Here is a 16,360-nt window from a genome sequence, read left to right on the forward strand (position 1 = left end):
TGCCGGCGATAGCGCTCTCACGGACGCCATCGCCGGCAAGCCGGGCTCCTACAATAGGGACGGCGTGCAGGCCTCATCGCCGGCAAGCCAGCCCCCACATTTTGATCGGCGGGGGGTCAGACGCTTTGGCGCATCCGGGCCAGGTCGCGCAAGGGCGGTGCGCCGAACAACCGGCTGTACTCCCGGCTGAACTGCGACGGGCTTTCATAACCCACCCGATACCCCGCCGCCGACGCCTCCAGCCCTTCGGCAATCATCAACCGCCGAGCCTCCTGCAAACGCAGTTGCTTCTGGTACTGCAGCGGGCTCATGGCGGTGATCGCCTTGAAGCGGTGGTGCAAGGTCGAGACGCTGAGGTTCACTTCCTTGGCCAGGTCATCGATGCGCAGCGGTTGTTCGTAGTTGCCGTTCAACCAGGTGATCGCCTGGCTGACCCGATGGCTCTGGCTGTTGGCCACGGCGATCTCATACAGCCGATAGCCCTGCGGGCCCCGCAATAAACGGTAGAGGATTTCGCGGTTGATCAGCGGCGCCAGCATGGCGATGTCTTTGGGGGTGTCCAGCAGTCGTGCCAGGCGTAACACGGCGTCGAGCAATTGAGTGTCAATGCGGTCGACGTACATGCCACGGGAGGTCGGGCGCGAGGGCACGCCCATCGGTCCGGCCTCGGCGATCAACGCGGTGAGCTGCGCCGGGTCGATGTTGATGCGCACCGACAGATTGGGGTCTTCTGGCGTGGCGTCGATGATTCGCCCGGCCACCGGCATCGCCACCGAGAACACCAAATAGTTGAGCGGGTCATAGGCAAAGATTTCGTCGGCCAGGCGCACTTCCTTGCTGCCGCTGGCCAGGATGCACAAGGCCGGCTCCACCAGCACCGGCATGAAGTCACGCGGTGTGTTGTGGCGGTTGAGGTACAGCGAGGTCACCGCCGTACCGTAGGAGCCATCTTCCCAGGTATGCCGGTGCACGATGCTGGCCAGCTCAGCTCGCTGTTTTTCCATCTCGGCATCGAGGGGAATGGGCTTATGTTCCGGCGACGACATGGGACGTCCTCTACAGGCTGTTTCGATGGGATCAGCTTAGCGGCGGCTTTTCAAAAAGTGTTAGGTCGATTCTGCACAATCCTTGCCTGATCCTGCGACAGGTCGTGAATCAGGCAATCACAGGGCCTGTCATCTCCTTGAAACACTGAACATGGGCTTGGAATAAACCCCGGGCGGCAAACGTCCTATCTACGCTTCTCGCAGGATTGTGCAATAAGCCTGCAGGAATTGACTAACTGCGCCCACACCCGCGCCATTATCTTTGATCCTGTGGCAACACGCCCTCACAGTGTTTGCCGAGCATCACTTCTCAACGGGAGAGTCGAACATGTCCACCCCCATTCCCGCGAGCCATATGGCCTTTATCCGTGCCCGTACCGGGTGCAGCACCGAACTCGGTGCACGCTTGAGCAGTTTGATCGAACCGGGCCGTCAGGCTCAGGGTTGCCTGCAATTTTCGTTGCAGCATTCCCAGGTCGACCCCGATGTCTGGCTGGTCTCGGGTTTCTGGAGCAGCGAACAGGCCATGAGCGCCTACTTCAACTCGCCGGCCCTGATGATCTTTACCGAGCTGTTGAACGACATGGTGGTCCGCAGCATGGACTTCCAGACCTTCACCGATGCATCCGCTGCACACGCCTACGGCGAGTACCTGCAACTCGCCGGCTGAAGGTCTAGAATGGCCGACTTTCCATTGGCCAGGACCTGCAACATGGCACGTAAACAATTTGCCCATCACGAAGCCGTCTCTGCCGTTGTACCGGGAGAAGGTGGCTACAGCGCCGCCGTCGCCGTCAAGGCACTGGATGGCATGGGTGCACCGCAGTTTCACAAGATCCTTGATGGACAGAAGTTCAAGACCGCTTCCGACGCCGATGATGCGGCGACGGTGCAGCTTGAGCGGCTGGTTGATGTGGATGAAGAAGGTCAGTTGACCTGGGCAACTGCCACTAACTGAAGCCGAACACTTTTTACTGCCTAACGAAGAGCAAATGTGGGAGCCGGGCTTGCCCGCGATGAGGGCAGGTCAGCCGACTCATTGGGTGGCTAAGACTCCGCCATCGCGGGCAAGCCCGGCTCCCACATGGATCGGTTGTGTTTGTTAGAAAGTGATCAATCAGCGTGGGCGGTGCATTTTGAACAGGGCCTCTGGCCCCAGTTGGAAGTAATCCGCCGGCCCACCGCCGCGCAAGATCGGCTCGGCGGCGGCGGTGTCGTAGATGCCGTCCTTGAGCAGCCACTTGGCAATGTGCACGGCAACCACTTCACCCAGCACCAACCAGCTCGGCACCAGCGCTTTGTCCGCGCGTTGCAGCTGGATGATCTGCGTCACCTTGCACTCGAACGACACCGGGCTCTCGCCTACCCGTGGCACCTTGACGATCTTCGACGCAACCGGGGTCAGCCCGGACAATTCGAACTCGTTCACCTCTGGCGATACCGCCGCACAACTCTGGTTCATCTGCTCGGCCAGCGGGCGCGTGGCCAGGTTCCACACAAACTCGCCGGTCTGTTCGATGTTGTTCAGGCTGTCTTTGCGCCCGACGCTGGAAAACCCAATGATCGGCGGAATGTAGTTGAACGCATTGAAGAAACTGTAGGGCGCCAGGTTCAGGCGGCCTTCGCTGTCCTGTGACGAAATCCAGCCAATGGGCCGTGGGCCGACGATGGCATTGAACGGGTCATGGGGCAGGCCATGGCCGTTGGCGGGTTCGTAGAAATGGATATCGTCAGACATGGCCGGGGTTCCTGCTAATGGGTTCGGTGAGGTGGCCATACTGCAAGCCACGGCGCTGAATTTCCACCGGCCCTATGGAATTTTCATTGATCGGCCACCTATTTTTCACAGCGCTACGTTCAGTCTGCGCCCAGGTCGACACCCCCCTTTATAAGTCGGCCAATTGAAAGACTGAGCTTTGGAGCCTTCTACCCGATGAACAAACTTCCTCAGATCACCCTGGCGTTCTGGGTCATGAAAATCTGCGCAACCACCCTGGGCGAAACGGCCGGGGACTTGCTGTCGATGACCCTGAACGTGGGTTACGCCATCAGCTCGATGATCTTGATCAGCGTGTTTCTGGTCACCCTGGTGACGCAACTCTGGTCCAAGGCCTACAACCCGGTGTTGTACTGGATCGTGATTTTGTCCACCAGCACGGCGGGCACCACCATGTCGGACTTCATGGACCGCTCCTTGGGCCTGGGGTATGCCACGGGGTCGATGATCCTGATTGCGATCCTGATGATCATCTTTGCCTTGTGGCATGTGAGCGGCGATTCGCTGAACGTGAATAAGGTGCAGAGCTTTCGCGGTGAGCTGTTCTACTGGATGGCGATTCTGTTTTCCAACACCCTGGGCACCGCATTGGGCGACTTCCTGGCTGATGACTCGGGGCTTGGTTTCGCCGGTGGCGCCTTGCTGATCGGCTCTGCCATTGCGGCGGTGGTAGCACTCAACTACTTCACCCGGATCTCGTCGGTGCTGTTGTTCTGGGTGGCGTTTGTACTGACCCGACCGTTTGGCGCGACCTTGGGTGACTTCCTCACCAAACCCCATGAAAAGGGCGGGCTGGATTTCGGCACGATTGGTTCGTCGGCGGTGTTGGCGGCGGTGCTGGTGGTGATGATTGCAGGGGCATCGTATGCGCAGCGGCGGTATGGGCGTGACCGCATTAGCCAGGCGACACAAAACTAAAATGTGGGAGCGGGCTTGCCCGCGATTGCAGTGGATCAGTCTCTAAATTCGTTGGCTGGCTCACCGCTATCGCAGGCAAGCCAGCTCCCACATTTTTTACCGTGTTAAACCTTTAGTCGGTGGTGATGCGTGAATGCTTGCGGGTGTCTTTCATGGTCGCGTAAACCGCCAGCGAAATCGCAATACACGCCGTGACGTACCAGTAATACCCGGTTTCCATGCCGATGCTCTTGAACCACAGTGCGATGTACTCAGCCGTACCGCCGAAGATCGACACGGTCAGTGCATACGGCAGGCCCACGCCCAGGGCGCGGATTTCAGTAGGGAACAGCTCGGCTTTCACCACCGCGTTGATCGAGGTGTAGCCACTGACGATGATCAGCGCCGCCATGATCAGGAAGAACGCGCCCCACCAGGTCTGGATGGTGTGCAGGGTGGTGAGGATCGGCACGGTAAACAGGGTGCCGAGGACGCCGAAGGCGATCAGGATCGGGCGACGACCGACCTTGTCTGACAGCCCGCCGATGATCGGTTGCAGGCACATGAACAGGAACAGCGTGGCGGCCGAGATGGTGGTGGAGTCGGAGATGCTCATGCCGACCGTGTTCACCAGGTATTTCTGCATGTAGGTGGTGTAGGTGTAGAAGGCCAGGGTGCCGCCCATGGTCAGGCCGACCACGGTCATCAGTTCCTTGGGGTGACGCATCAAGGTGCGCATGGCGCTTTCCTTGGCTTTTTCCTTCTTGGTGAACGACTCGGTTTCTTCCATGCCACGACGCAGGTACAGCGCGACCACCGCACACAGGGCGCCGATGGCGAACGGAATACGCCAGCCCCAGGCGTACAGCTGTTCGGTGGTGAGGAATTGTTGCAGCACGATCAGCACGCCCAGCGCGATGAGCTGGCCGGAGATCAGGGTGACGTACTGGAAGCTGGAGTAGAAACCACGGCGCTCTTTGGTGGCCATCTCGCTGAGGTAAGTGGCGGAGGTGCCGTATTCGCCACCGACCGACAGACCCTGCAGCAAGCGGGCAAACACCAGCAGGATCGGTGCACCGATGCCGATGATTTCATAGCCCGGGCTCAGGGCGATCAGCAGCGAGCCGAAGCACATCAGGTAGACCGAGGCCATCAAGGCTTTTTTACGCCCGACTTTGTCAGCGTAAAGGCCCATCAGCCAGCCGCCGATCGGGCGCATCAGGAAGCCCACGGCGAAAATCGCGGCGGTGTTGAGCAGTTGGGCGGTGGTGTCGCCTTTAGGGAAAAAGGTCTTGGCGAAGTACAGCGAGAACGCGGCGTAGACGTACCAGTCGTACCACTCGACCATGTTGCCGACGGAACCACTGAAAATCGATTTGATACGGCTTGAGGTAGTGCGCTCTTTCGTCGGCGCGGCCGCCGACCCCAGAGGCAGGGCGTTGGAGTTATCCATTGAAGGATCCTTCATCTAGTTGTTTTTATGGAGCGTGCCTGAGCACAGCCTGGTTCGGGCTATAGCAGGAGCTGTGCCAGGTAGATGAAGGCCCGGCCTAGAAGGGTTGGCAGGATTTTTTGAGCGGAAAGTCGCTGATAAATTTTGGGTGATGAGCGGAAATCCGCTTATGGCTGCCGGCCTCATCGCAGGCAAGCCCGCTCCCACATGGGAATGTGTTCACAGATCAAACTGTGGGAGCGGGCTTGCCCGCGATGGCGGCCTGAAGATCGCTAGAGAAACATCTCCCGCACCAACCCGTGCCGCTGCATCTTCTCATTGAAGGTCCGCCGCGGCAGTTGCAGCTCCGCCAACACCGCCTTGATATCGCCTTTGTGCCGCATCAGCGCCGCCTTCAGGCAGTGTGCTTCAAAGGCCTCCTGCTGCGCCGCCAGGGATTGCCCGGCCTCTATACCCTCTGGCTCCGGATCACCCAGGCCCAACACCTGGCGCTCGGCGACGTTGGCCAATTCACGCACATTGCCCGGCCAGTCATGGCTCAGCAGGCGTCCTAACTGCGCGCCACTCAGGGGCTCGACACTGCGCCCCAGGCGTTCGGCAGCACTTCGGGCGAAGTGGTCGAACAGCAACGGGATATCTTCACGGCGCTCGCGCAAGGGCGGCAGGCGCAGTTGCGCGACGTTCAGCCGGTAGGCCAGGTCTTCGCGGAAACGCCCGGCGCGGGCCTCTTCCAGCAGATCCGGCTTGGTGGCGGCGATGATGCGCAGGTCCACAGGGATACTCTGGTTGGAGCCCAGCCGTTCCAGCTTCTGTTCCTGCAGCACCCGCAGCAGCTTGACCTGCTGGGCCAGGGGCATGCTCTCGATTTCGTCCAGGAACAGCGTGCCGCCATGGGCATATTCCAGCTTGCCGATGCGCTTGCCCTGGGCGCCGGTGAACGCGCCGCTTTCGTGGCCGAACAGCTCGGCCTCAAACAGTTGCTCAGGGATCGCGGCGCAGTTGAGCGCCACGAACGGCTTCTTCGCCCGAGGCCCGAAATCATGCAGGCAACGGGCGACCAGTTCCTTGCCGCTGCCGGTCTCGCCACGGATCAGCACGTTGACTGGCAAACTCGCCAGGTCGAGCACCTGGCGCCGAAGGTTCTGCAGCCCACGGGATACGCCGAGCAGGCTGGATTCCAGTTGCGCCTTGGCATCGGCCTGCTGATGCAGGCGCCGGTTTTCCAGGATCAGCCCGCGCTTGTCCAACGCCCGGCGCAGGCTGTTGAGCAGGGCGTCAGGGCTGAAGGGTTTTTCCAGGAAATCGTAGGCACCCTCGCGCATGGCTTCGACGGCCATCGGCACGTCGCCATGGCCGGTGAGCAGGATTACCGGCAGGTCGGTGTCGCGGCGCTGTACTTCGGCCAGCAGTTCCAGGCCGCTCAGCCCCGGCATGCGCACGTCGCTCAGGATCACGCCGGCAAAATCCTTGGGCAGTTGCGCCAGGCATTCCTCGGCGCGGCTGAACAACTGCACTTCAAAGCCGGACAGGCTCAACCATTGCTCGACGGCCGTGCGAATGCTGGCTTCGTCATCGACTACGATCACCGCATTCAACATAGGTCTGGCGTCTCCAGCGCGATGGGCAAGGTCAGGGTAAACACGGCGCCATCGCCTCGGTTGCCGGCGATCAGGCGTCCACCCAGTTCATGCACGATAGCGTACGACACAGCCAACCCGAGGCCCAGCCCGTCGCCCACCGGCTTGGTGGTGAAGAAGGGGTCGAACACGCTGTTGAGGTGTTCCTCGGCTATCCCGCCGCCGCTGTCGCTGACGGTCAGTTGCCACAACTGCTGGTCGGCATGCAGGCGGATTTCCAGGCGCTTGCGCGGTTTGTCGGCCATCGCATCAAGGGCGTTGCGCAGCAGGTTGATCAGCACTTGTTCCAGGCGGATTGCATCACCACGGACCCAGGCCGGGCGGGTCAGGTCGAGTACCACGCCGATGCCTTCATCACGCAGGCGTGCATCGAGCAGATGCAGGGACTGGTCCACCACTAACGCCAAATCCAGTCGTTCGCGCAGGCCGCTCGGGCTTTTACGGGCAAATGTCTTGAGGTGGCCGGTGAGGGCGGCCATGCGGGTAAGCATTTCATCCAGCGGGGTCAGCGCCGTGTAGGCGTCGTCCACGCGGCCATGGTCCAGCAGCAGGCGCAAGGTGGCCAGTTGCATGCGCTGGGCCGTCAGTGGCTGGTTGATTTCATGGGCGAGGGCGGCAGACATCTGCCCCAGTGCCGCCAACTTGGCTGATTGCACCAGGCCGTCCTGTGCGGTGCGCAGGGCCTGGGTGCGCTCCTCTACCAATTGCTCAAGCTCTTCACGGCTGCGTTGGCGCAAACGGGCCAGGCGCCAGCGCTGGGTAAGGAACAGCACGAGGAACACCAGGGCCAGCCAGGAACCGGCGGCGGCGAGGCCGGCGTTGCGCTGGTCTTCAAAGGCAAACTGCGGTTTACGCAGCAGGTGCAACGTCCAGCCCTCGGCCTTCAGCGGCAGGGATTCCCAGATGTAATTGGCGCTGCCGTCGGGGCCGTTGACGCGCATCAGGTGGCTGTTGTCGTCGAAGCGTTGCAGGGGCTGGCTTTCCAGCGCTTGCAGCTGTTTTTTGTCGTATTGACGGGTGGCCTTGAGCTCCGCCAGGTCCTGCACCGACAGCGGCCGCAGGTTACGGTAGCGCCAACCCGGCTGGTTGGCGATTAACACGATGCCCCGCGCGTCGCTGACCAGCAGCAGGTCATTGCCCTGGGCCCATTCGCGTTCCAGCTCGGGAAACTCCAGTTTCACCACCATAGCGCCGAGGAATTGCTCGTGCTCATCCACCACCGCACTGGAGAGGAAATAACCGGGGATGCCCGTGGTCACGCCCACGGCATAAAAACGCCCGGTGCCCTGGCTCAGGGTCTGGCTGAAGTAAGGCCGAAACGCATAGTTATGCCCGACGTAACTGCTCGGCAGGTTCCAGTTACTGGCGGCCACGGCCAGGCCGGTGCGGTCCATCAACTCCAGGGTGGAGGATTGGGCGGCGCCGTTGATGCGTTCCAGTTTGCGGTTGAGCAGGTCCTGGGTGCCGGGATCCAGCGGGCCTTTCAAGGCGCGGATCATTTCCGAGTCCAGCGCCAGCACGGCGGGCAGGGCGCGGTAGCGTTCGATCAGGGTATGCAACGAGTTGCCATACAGCGTGAGTTGCTGATTGGCACGAGCGGCATCGTCCACCAGGGCCTGGCGCTCGGCGTGGCGTGTAGCCAGGGCGGCTGCGAGCACTGCGCCGGCGATGATCAGCAGCGAATAGAAGGTCAGGCGCAGCGGGCGAGGGATCACGATCATACGGTGAGGGGCAGGCACAGTAAGGGGTGAGCACCATACCATGCGCGGCCAGGATCTTGTGGCGGGCCCGCTTTTGTGGGAGCTGGCTTGCCTGCGATGGCATCCCCTCGGCGTCACTGAAAAACCGAGGTGCCTGCATCGCAGGCAAGCCAGCTCCCACCTAAAAAGTGTCAGGCATAAAAAAGGCGACTGGGGCCTAGGGCCGCAGTCGCCTTCATTCAAACGGTCAGGTGCTTACTGCACTTCTACCGCCAGGCTTTCACTGATCTTTTTCTGCCAGATCGCAGGACCGGTGATGTGCACCGACTCACCTTTGCTATCAACTGCAACGGTCACCGGCATGTCTTTCACGTCGAACTCGTAGATCGCTTCCATGCCCAGTTCGGCGAAGGCAACAACGCGTGACTTCTTGATGGCTTGCGCCACCAGGTAAGCAGCGCCGCCCACAGCCATCAGGTACACGGCTTTGTGGTCCTTGATCGCTTCGATCGCAGTCGGGCCGCGCTCGGACTTGCCGATCATGCCCAGCAGGCCGGTTTGCTCGAGGATCTGACGGGTGAACTTGTCCATCCGCGTCGCGGTAGTCGGGCCAGCCGGGCCAACCACTTCTTCGCGCACCGGATCAACCGGGCCGACGTAGTAGATGAAACGACCCTTGAGGTCCACCGGCAGGGTTTCGCCCTTGTTCAGCATCTCGACCATGCGCTTGTGCGCCGCGTCGCGACCGGTGAGCATCTTGCCGTTGAGCAACACGGTTTCGCCTGGCTGCCAGCTCTGCACTTCTTCCGGGGTCAGGGTGTCGAGGTTGACGCGGCGGGCCGATGGGCCGGCTTCCCAGACGATTTCCGGGTAGGCGTCCAGCGGTGGCGCTTCCAGCGACGCAGGGCCCGAACCGTCGAGCACGAAGTGTGCGTGACGGGTGGCGGCGCAGTTGGGGATCATGCACACCGGCAGGGAGGCGGCGTGGGTCGGGTAGTCCATGATCTTCACGTCGAGCACGGTGGTCAGGCCACCCAGGCCCTGGGCGCCGATGCCCAGTTGGTTGACCTTCTCGAACAACTCCAGGCGCATCTCTTCAATACGGTTCTGCGGGCCACGGGCTTTCAGCTCGTGGATGTCGATGGACTCCATCAACACTTCCTTGGCCATCACCGCAGCTTTCTCGGCGGTGCCGCCGATGCCGATGCCCAGCATGCCCGGTGGGCACCAGCCGGCGCCCATGGTCGGAACGGTCTTCAAGACCCAGTCAACGATCGAGTCGGACGGGTTGAGCATGGCCATTTTCGACTTGTTCTCGGAGCCGCCGCCCTTGGCCGCCACGTCCACTTCCACGGTGTTACCCGGGACGATGGAGTAGTGGATGACCGCGGGGGTGTTGTCCTTGGTGTTTTTACGCGCGCCTGCCGGGTCGGCGAGGATGGATGCACGCAGGACGTTTTCCGGCAGGTTGTAGGCGCGACGCACGCCTTCGTTGATCATGTCGTCCAGGCCCATGGTGGCGCCGTCCCAACGCACGTCCATGCCCACGCGCACGAACACGGTGACGATACCGGTGTCCTGGCAGATCGGGCGATGGCCGGTGGCGCACATGCGCGAGTTGATCAGGATCTGGGCGATGGAGTCACGGGCCGCTGGCGATTCTTCGCGCAGGTAGGCTTCGTGCATGGCCTGGATGAAATCAACGGGGTGGTAGTAGGAAATGAATTGCAGGGCGTCGGCAACGCTCTGAATCAGGTCGTCTTGCTTGATCACGGTCATGAGTCGCGCTCCTCTATAAGGGAACATTCAATAAAGGTGGTTTCAGTGTTGCATCGGTCGGCTGAAGCCACCTTTCCAAGGCACGCCAAAATGGTGCAGGCGCGACGCTAAAAGGCGCGGCAGTATAACCCGGCTCGGTGGCCGATACACCCGACTATGGTCAAACTGTCGCAGGCATGATTCCCTGTGCGCGTCCCCTGTGTCTGAGACCTTTATATGCCTGAACTGCACGTCGGCGAACGCCACTGGTCGGTCGCCCCCGGCAGCAACCTGCTGGATGCGCTGAACCAGGCGGGTGTGGCCGTGCCCTACAGTTGCCGCGCCGGCAGTTGCCACGCCTGCCTGGTCCGTTGCCGGGGCGAGGTCGAGGACAAGCAACCCGAGGCCTTGAGCCCGGCGCAACGCCAGGACGGTTGGCGTTTGGCGTGCCAGTGCCAGGTCCTGGGGGATTTGCAGGTCGAAACCTTCGACCCCCAGCGCGATGGCCTGCCTGCTCGCGTGGTGGGTGCCGACTGGTTGAGCCCGACGGTGCTGCGCCTGCGCCTGCAACCGGAGCGCGGCCTGCGTTATCGCGCCGGCCAGCACCTGGTGTTGTGGGCCGGGCAGGTGGCCCGGCCGTATTCCCTGGCGAGCCTGCCCCAGGAGGACCCGTTCCTGGAGTTTCACCTTGATTGCCGCCAACCCGGCGAATTCAGCGACCTGGCCCGTCAACTGCAAGTGGGAGACCCTCTGCGCTTGGGCGAACTGCGCGGCGGCGCGTTGCACTACGACCCGGACTGGCACGCCCGGCCGCTGTGGCTGCTGGCTTCCGGTACAGGCCTGGGACCTTTGTGGGGCGTGTTGCGTGAGGCGTTGCGTCAGGATCACCAGGGCGCGATCCGCGTGATTCACCTGGCCCATGATGCCAACGGACATTACCTGGCCGAAGCCCTGACGCAGCTGGCCGCGCAGTACCCGAACCTGACAGTGGAGCTGTGGACCACGGCCGAGGCGACCCAGGCATTGGCGCAACTGCGGCTTGTTTCGCGGCAAACTCTGGCTTTACTCTGCGGGCACCCTGGCAATGTCGAGGCGTTCTCCAAGCGCCTGTTCCTGGCGGGGCTGCCGCGCAATCAACTGCTGGCCGACGTGTTCCTGCCCCGTGGTTGAGCGCTGAATTCCACCGTCGCGAGACTCACCATGACCGACGCCATCCTGCAACAACGCGAGCGCGGGCTGCTGACCTTGCAGCTCAATCGACCGGACAAGAAAAACGCCCTGACCCGCGCCATGTACACCCAACTGGCCGAGGCGCTGGAAGGCGCTGACGCGGATGCCGACATCCGCTGCGTGCTGATCCAGGGCAGCAGTGAGTGCTTTACCGCCGGCAATGACATCGGCGATTTCCTCGAACAGCCCCCCAGCGATCTCGACAGCCCACCGTTTCACTTCATGAAAAGCCTGATCAACTGCCGCAAGCCGGTGATCGCGGCCGTGGCAGGCGCTGCGGTGGGGATCGGCACGACGCTGTTGCTGCATTGTGACCTGGTCTATATCAGTCGTGATGCGCGCTTGCGCATGCCGTTCGTCAACCTCGGCCTGTGCCCGGAGTTTGGTTCGAGCCTGATCCTGCCGCGCTTGTTGGGGCATGCGAAAGCAGCTGAATTATTGCTATTGGGCGAAGGTTTCAGCGGCGAGCAGGCGGCCGCGTGGGGGATTGCCACCGAGGCGTTGGCCAGTGGTGAAGCGGCGTTGGCCAAGGCGCGGGCAATGGCCGCACGTTTTGAAGACCTGGCGCCGGGGGCGGTGCAGGTGACCAAGCAGTTGATGAAGAGCGTTGATCGCGAGCAGTTACGGCAGGTGATTGAGGACGAGGGGGCGTTGTTTACCCAGCGGTTGCGGTCGCCGGAGGCGGTGGCGGCGTTGTCGGCCTTTATCACTCGGCGGTAGAGGTGTGTTGGTTGATCGGCCTCATCGCGGGCAAGCCCGCTCCCACAGGGGATCGCGGTCAAACTGTGGGAGCGGGCTTGCCCGCGATGAGGCACTCTGCAGCCACACAAAAAACCAGGCATAAAAAAGCCCCGAACCAGTCGGGGCTTTCTCATTCAACGCTCACTCAAACCTGCGGGTCGCCCACGTGCAGGATCTTCATGCCGTTGGTGCCACCGGTGGTGTGGTAGCTGTCGCCCTTGGTCAGGATGACCCAGTCGCCTTTCTCCACCACGCCGCGCTTGACCAGCTCGTCGATTGCCTTCTGGCTGACTTCGTTCGGTGCCAGTGAGGCCGGATCGAACGGAACGGTGTACACGCCACGGAACATCGCCGTGCGGGCCTGGGCTTCGCGGTGTGGGGTGAACGCGTAGATCGGTACCGAAGAACGGATACGCGACATGATCAGCGGCGTGTAGCCACTTTCGGTCAGGGCGATGATCGCCTTCACGCCCGGGAAGTGGTTGGCGGTGTACATGGCCGCCAGGGCGATGCTCTGGTCGCAGCTTTCGAACTCTTTGCCAATGCGGTGGCTGGACGTCTTGCTGGTCGGGTGCTTTTCAGCGCCAAGGCAGATACGCGCCATGGCTTGCACCGCTTCCAGTGGGTACGGGCCGGCAGCACTTTCAGCCGAGAGCATCACGGCGTCGGTGTAGTCGAGCACGGCGTTAGCCACGTCGGACACTTCGGCACGGGTCGGCATCGGGTTCTGGATCATCGACTCCATCATCTGGGTCGCCACGATCACCGCCTTGTTGTGGCGGCGTGCGTGCAGGATGATTTTCTTCTGGATACCGATCAGCTCGGCATCGCCGATTTCCACGCCCAGGTCACCACGGGCAACCATTACGGCGTCGGACGCCTTGATCAGGCCGTCGAGGGTTTCGTCATCGGCCACGGCTTCGGCGCGTTCGATCTTCGCCACCAGCCAGGCGGTGCCGCCGGCTTCGTCGCGCAGTTTACGGGCGTATTCCATGTCGGCAGCGTCGCGCGGGAAGGACACGGCGAGGTAGTCCACTTCCATTTCGGCGGCGAGAATGATGTCAGCCTTGTCTTTTTCAGTCAGGGCCGGTGCGGTCAGGCCGCCACCACGACGGTTGATGCCTTTGTGGTCGGACAGCGGGCCGCCGATGATCACGGTGCAATGCAGTTCGGTCGGTGTGGCGGTGTCGACGCGCATGACTACACGGCCGTCGTCCAGCAGCAATTCGTCGCCGACGCCGCAGTCCTTGACCAGGTCCGGGTAGTCGATACCCACGACTTGCTGGTTGCCTTCGGTCAGCGGGTGGCTGGTGGAGAAGGTGAACGTGTCACCGATCTTCAGCTCGATCCGCTTGTTGGCGAATTTGGCGATACGGATTTTCGGGCCTTGCAGGTCACCCAGCAGCGCCACGAAGCGGCCGTGCTTGGCAGCCAGGTCACGCACCAGCTTGGCGCGAGCCTTGTGCTCGTCCGGGGTGCCGTGGGAGAAGTTCAGACGGGCAACGTCCAAACCAGCCAGAATCAGCTGTTCGAGGACTTCCGGCGAGTTGCTGGCCGGGCCAAGGGTGGCGACGATTTTGGTACGACGGACGGACATGCACAGACTCCTGAGTTCAAGCGCTGAGGAAGGCTACTATGCTCTTTCGTTGTAGTCATTGTTCGTTTGCACTACTTATCGACGATTGACTTGTTTTTGCTGCGAGTGAATACGAACACCCTTGAAGATTTTCGACGAGGGGTCGATACACTGCACAAGACAGGAGAACCCCCATGCGAATTTTGCTCGTTGCTGCCCTGGCCGTCAGTGTTGTCGGCTGTACCCGCTGGTCGATGGACCACCATTTGAACAATGCTTACCGTGCCTATGGGGTGGGTGATTGCGAGCGCGTCACCCTGGAGTTGTCGCAGGTCGACCGTGAGAGCCGCACCCGTCGTTATGTGCAGCCGGAAGTGTCGATGTTGCGCGGGCAATGCCTGGAGCGGCAAAAGTTGTTTGTCGACGCGGTTCAGACCTATCAGTTCATCATCACCCAGTACCCGTCGAGTGAATATGCGTACCGTGCTCGCGCCCGGCTCGACACTTTGCAACAGTTGGGGCACTACCCCGGTGCCAGTGTTGCGCAGCCGCGTCCGGCATCATTGTAATTACATTCGTCATTTAAGAGCTGGCCCGTCGCCAGTCTTGGTCTATCCTTCGATTGTTCGTTTGTACAAGTTTTTGTTCGAACGCATGCAGGGCCTGGATTCGGCAGCAGTCTAGTGACACGCAGGAAGCGTGGTGTCACACCGAGACCCGGGGAGAGTGGGCCATTGGCCCGTTCCGAATCACTGGCACGGCCTGACTCATGGCCACTGGATGACGACCATGTTTACCGAACGACGGATTGAGCGACACCAACTCCCTTATTTCCTGCAGGTGTTTAATCGCCGCACGGATAAGCCTATCGGTTATTTGGGCAATGTTTCTGAAGATGGCCTGATGTTGATCAGCCAATTGCCCATGATGGTCGACGTGGACTTCGAGCTGCGCTTTAAGATCCCGGGGCCTGAGGGCGATTTTCATGCGATTGACATCACGGCGACATGCCTGTGGAGCCATGAAGATGTAAACCCTCAGCACTACGACTCGGGATTCAGTGTGACTCAGGCGTCCGAGGAGTACGTGCAACTGATCAATGCCCTGTTGAATTATTTCAGTTTCGATCCTTTGCAGGCATCCGCCTAGCCACTGCGCACGGTCGACTCGGTTCTGGGGGAGCCCTGGCCGGGGTCGACGCGTGCTTTAGAACACCCCGGCTTTTTTCCAGCCCAGATAACGTGTCACCAGGGCGGGCCCCAATGCTGAAGGCAAGGCGTCCAGCAGCGATAAACCCTGTGCGCTCAGCCTGTCGTGCAATTCATCTCGGGTATTGAGGTAGTCGACCGTGCCGCTGTAAGCCAGTGCTTCAGGCAAGGTTTGCACGGGCACCTGGCGCAGGTGGTCGAGGACTTCTTCTCGCAGGCTGGCCACCAGCACCCGGTGCTGTCGACCAATACGCTTGGCCGCGGTCATCAGTGCCTCATCGTCCTCGTCCCGCAGGTTGGTCACCATGATCACCAATGCCCGGCGCTTTTGCCGAGCCAGCAGTTGGCTGGCGGCAGCCTCGTAGTCGGCCGTGTGTCGGGTGGTGTCCAGGTCGTATACCGCGTTGAGCAACAGGTTCAGCTGACTGCTGCCCTTGACCGGTGCCAGGTATCGCGGCTGTTCACTGGCAAAGGTGCACAACCCCACCGCATCACCCTGGCGTAACGCCACATAGCTGAGCAGCAGGCAGGCGTTGAGCGCATGGTCGAAGTGGGAGAGTTCATCGTCCTGGCTGCGCATACGCCGACCGCAATCGAGCATGAATACAATTTGTTGGTCGCGTTCATCCTGGTATTCGCGGGCGATGGGGGTGCGTTGCCGGGCAGTGGCTTTCCAATCGATCTGGCGCAGGCTGTCGCCTTCACGAAACTCACGCAGTTGATGGAATTCCAACCCCAACCCCCTGCGCTGATGTTGTCGCACGCCCAGCTGGCTTAGCCAGTTATCCACACCCAACAGCTGCGCGCCATATAAACGAGCGAAGTCCGGGTACACGCGGGTTGCGTCGCTTACTTCAACAAACCGCCGCGCCGACCACAACCCAAAAGGGCTGGGCAGATGAACCTCACAACGGCTGAAACTGAAGTGGCCACGGCGCATGGGGCGCAGGCGATAGCCAAGTTCGCTGCGCTCACCTGGGTTCAGCGCGATGGATTGGGGCAGGTTTTCTACGCTCAGGCCATCGGGGGCGTGGTCGAATACGGTGACTGTCAGGGGCTGTGAGTAGTGGTGTGTCAAGCTCAGGCGCACCTCACTCCATCGCCCGAGTGCCAGGCTGCCGGGCATCAGGCGTTCTACCTGTACGGACGGCCGACGACACAACCGTACGGCATCCAGTACGGCCATCAACAAGAGTGCGAGCAATAGACCCCAGGCTATGGAGTGCAGAGTGCCGGGCACCTTGAGCTGCAATGCCTCAGCTGTGCCGATCAGGATGCTCAGGCCTAGCAGCACCCCCAACCAGCTCAACAACAGTCGCGTCGGTTTCATGGAAGGA

General features: G+C 61.3%; 15 protein-coding genes. 7 read left to right on the forward strand and 8 right to left on the reverse strand.

The features are described 5' to 3' along the window. Positions 1–116: 116 nt before the first annotated feature. Positions 117–1,046 (reverse strand): AraC family transcriptional regulator, encoded by a 930-nt coding sequence (locus AC07SU_RS11755; protein ID WP_176994348.1) that lies wholly within the window; start codon positions 1,044–1,046, stop codon positions 117–119. A gap of 328 nt (positions 1,047–1,374) precedes the next feature. Here AC07SU_RS11755 and AC07SU_RS11760 point away from each other — a divergent pair, with 328 nt between their 5' ends. Then, positions 1,375–1,716, forward strand: a complete 342-nt coding sequence (locus AC07SU_RS11760; RefSeq protein ID WP_016975490.1) for an antibiotic biosynthesis monooxygenase family protein — start codon at positions 1,375–1,377, stop codon at positions 1,714–1,716. Positions 1,717–1,725: 9 nt separating this feature from the next. After that, positions 1,726–2,004 carry a hypothetical protein gene (locus tag AC07SU_RS11765; protein WP_176994347.1) on the forward strand — a complete coding sequence of 93 codons (279 nt, stop codon included), beginning with the start codon at positions 1,726–1,728 and terminating at the stop codon, positions 2,002–2,004. A gap of 159 nt (positions 2,005–2,163) precedes the next feature. Here AC07SU_RS11765 and AC07SU_RS11770 read toward each other — a convergent pair whose 3' ends face one another. Then, positions 2,164–2,784 (reverse strand): flavin reductase family protein, encoded by a 621-nt coding sequence (locus tag AC07SU_RS11770; protein WP_494997110.1) that lies wholly within the window; start codon positions 2,782–2,784, stop codon positions 2,164–2,166. A 195-nt stretch (positions 2,785–2,979) separates the two neighbouring features. On the opposite strand from AC07SU_RS11770, the gene AC07SU_RS11775 reads away from it, so the two are divergent. Beyond that, positions 2,980–3,741 carry a COG4705 family protein gene (locus AC07SU_RS11775; protein ID WP_494997111.1) on the forward strand — a complete coding sequence of 254 codons (762 nt, stop codon included), beginning with the start codon at positions 2,980–2,982 and terminating at the stop codon, positions 3,739–3,741. Between the two features lie 112 nt (positions 3,742–3,853). Here AC07SU_RS11775 and AC07SU_RS11780 read toward each other — a convergent pair whose 3' ends face one another. The 4 genes from AC07SU_RS11780 to AC07SU_RS11795 form a co-directional block, all read right to left on the reverse strand. Continuing rightward, the gene (locus AC07SU_RS11780; protein ID WP_178921737.1) at positions 3,854–5,173 is read right to left on the reverse strand and encodes an MFS transporter; all 1,320 of its coding nucleotides are present in this window, start codon (positions 5,171–5,173) and stop codon (positions 3,854–3,856) included. 272 nt (positions 5,174–5,445) lie between these two features. Further along, positions 5,446–6,771, reverse strand: a complete 1,326-nt coding sequence (locus AC07SU_RS11785) for a sigma-54-dependent transcriptional regulator (RefSeq protein WP_176994343.1) — start codon at positions 6,769–6,771, stop codon at positions 5,446–5,448. Next, entirely contained in the window at positions 6,765–8,531 is a 1,767-nt protein-coding gene (locus AC07SU_RS11790; RefSeq protein ID WP_494997112.1) for a sensor histidine kinase, read from the reverse strand. Before AC07SU_RS11790 ends, AC07SU_RS11785 begins: the two co-directional genes overlap by 7 nt. 234 nt (positions 8,532–8,765) lie before the next feature. After that, entirely contained in the window at positions 8,766–10,289 is a 1,524-nt protein-coding gene (locus tag AC07SU_RS11795; protein WP_176994341.1) for a fumarate hydratase, read from the reverse strand. 216 nt (positions 10,290–10,505) lie between these two features. Here AC07SU_RS11795 and AC07SU_RS11800 point away from each other — a divergent pair, with 216 nt between their 5' ends. Both AC07SU_RS11800 and AC07SU_RS11805 read left to right on the forward strand, forming a co-directional pair. After that, on the forward strand, positions 10,506–11,438 hold the full coding sequence (locus AC07SU_RS11800; protein ID WP_494997113.1) for an iron-sulfur-binding ferredoxin reductase: 933 nt from the start codon (positions 10,506–10,508) through the stop codon (positions 11,436–11,438). 30 nt (positions 11,439–11,468) lie between these two features. Next, positions 11,469–12,218: an enoyl-CoA hydratase-related protein gene (locus AC07SU_RS11805; protein ID WP_494997114.1), complete on the forward strand. Its 750-nt coding sequence runs from the start codon at positions 11,469–11,471 to the stop codon at positions 12,216–12,218. 166 nt (positions 12,219–12,384) lie between these two features. On the opposite strand, the gene pyk is transcribed toward AC07SU_RS11805, so the two are convergent. Continuing rightward, entirely contained in the window at positions 12,385–13,836 is a 1,452-nt protein-coding gene (gene pyk, locus AC07SU_RS11810; RefSeq protein ID WP_494997115.1) for a pyruvate kinase, read from the reverse strand. A 173-nt stretch (positions 13,837–14,009) separates the two neighbouring features. Here pyk and AC07SU_RS11815 point away from each other — a divergent pair, with 173 nt between their 5' ends. Next, on the forward strand, positions 14,010–14,384 hold the full coding sequence (locus AC07SU_RS11815; protein ID WP_176994337.1) for a tetratricopeptide repeat protein: 375 nt from the start codon (positions 14,010–14,012) through the stop codon (positions 14,382–14,384). Positions 14,385–14,604: 220 nt separating this feature from the next. Next, positions 14,605–14,964, forward strand: coding sequence for a PilZ domain-containing protein (locus AC07SU_RS11820; RefSeq protein ID WP_494997116.1), 360 nt, complete (start codon positions 14,605–14,607; stop codon positions 14,962–14,964). A gap of 57 nt (positions 14,965–15,021) precedes the next feature. On the opposite strand, the gene AC07SU_RS11825 is transcribed toward AC07SU_RS11820, so the two are convergent. Next, a complete protein-coding gene (locus tag AC07SU_RS11825; RefSeq protein WP_494997117.1) occupies positions 15,022–16,353 on the reverse strand; it encodes a DUF58 domain-containing protein in 1,332 nt (443 codons plus the stop codon). Between the last annotated feature and the right edge of the window lie 7 nt (positions 16,354–16,360).

The organism is Pseudomonas sp. GW821-FHT05H12 (assembly GCF_059419385.1).

What these genes read in the sequence shown, in the direction of transcription:
- AC07SU_RS11755 (WP_176994348.1), bottom strand. Translation starts at nt 1,046, where the DNA reads ATGTCGTCGCCGGAACATAAGCCCATTCCCCTCGATGCCGAGATGGAA.
- AC07SU_RS11760 (WP_016975490.1), top strand. Translation starts at nt 1,375, where the DNA reads ATGTCCACCCCCATTCCCGCGAGCCATATGGCCTTTATCCGTGCCCGT.
- AC07SU_RS11765 (WP_176994347.1), top strand. Translation starts at nt 1,726, where the DNA reads ATGGCCGACTTTCCATTGGCCAGGACCTGCAACATGGCACGTAAACAA.
- AC07SU_RS11770 (WP_494997110.1), bottom strand. Translation starts at nt 2,784, where the DNA reads ATGTCTGACGATATCCATTTCTACGAACCCGCCAACGGCCATGGCCTG.
- AC07SU_RS11775 (WP_494997111.1), top strand. Translation starts at nt 2,980, where the DNA reads ATGAACAAACTTCCTCAGATCACCCTGGCGTTCTGGGTCATGAAAATC.
- AC07SU_RS11780 (WP_178921737.1), bottom strand. Translation starts at nt 5,173, where the DNA reads ATGGATAACTCCAACGCCCTGCCTCTGGGGTCGGCGGCCGCGCCGACG.
- AC07SU_RS11785 (WP_176994343.1), bottom strand. Translation starts at nt 6,771, where the DNA reads ATGTTGAATGCGGTGATCGTAGTCGATGACGAAGCCAGCATTCGCACG.
- AC07SU_RS11790 (WP_494997112.1), bottom strand. Translation starts at nt 8,531, where the DNA reads ATGATCGTGATCCCTCGCCCGCTGCGCCTGACCTTCTATTCGCTGCTG.
- AC07SU_RS11795 (WP_176994341.1), bottom strand. Translation starts at nt 10,289, where the DNA reads ATGACCGTGATCAAGCAAGACGACCTGATTCAGAGCGTTGCCGACGCC.
- AC07SU_RS11800 (WP_494997113.1), top strand. Translation starts at nt 10,506, where the DNA reads ATGCCTGAACTGCACGTCGGCGAACGCCACTGGTCGGTCGCCCCCGGC.
- AC07SU_RS11805 (WP_494997114.1), top strand. Translation starts at nt 11,469, where the DNA reads ATGACCGACGCCATCCTGCAACAACGCGAGCGCGGGCTGCTGACCTTG.
- pyk (WP_494997115.1), bottom strand. Translation starts at nt 13,836, where the DNA reads ATGTCCGTCCGTCGTACCAAAATCGTCGCCACCCTTGGCCCGGCCAGC.
- AC07SU_RS11815 (WP_176994337.1), top strand. Translation starts at nt 14,010, where the DNA reads ATGCGAATTTTGCTCGTTGCTGCCCTGGCCGTCAGTGTTGTCGGCTGT.
- AC07SU_RS11820 (WP_494997116.1), top strand. Translation starts at nt 14,605, where the DNA reads ATGTTTACCGAACGACGGATTGAGCGACACCAACTCCCTTATTTCCTG.
- AC07SU_RS11825 (WP_494997117.1), bottom strand. Translation starts at nt 16,353, where the DNA reads ATGAAACCGACGCGACTGTTGTTGAGCTGGTTGGGGGTGCTGCTAGGC.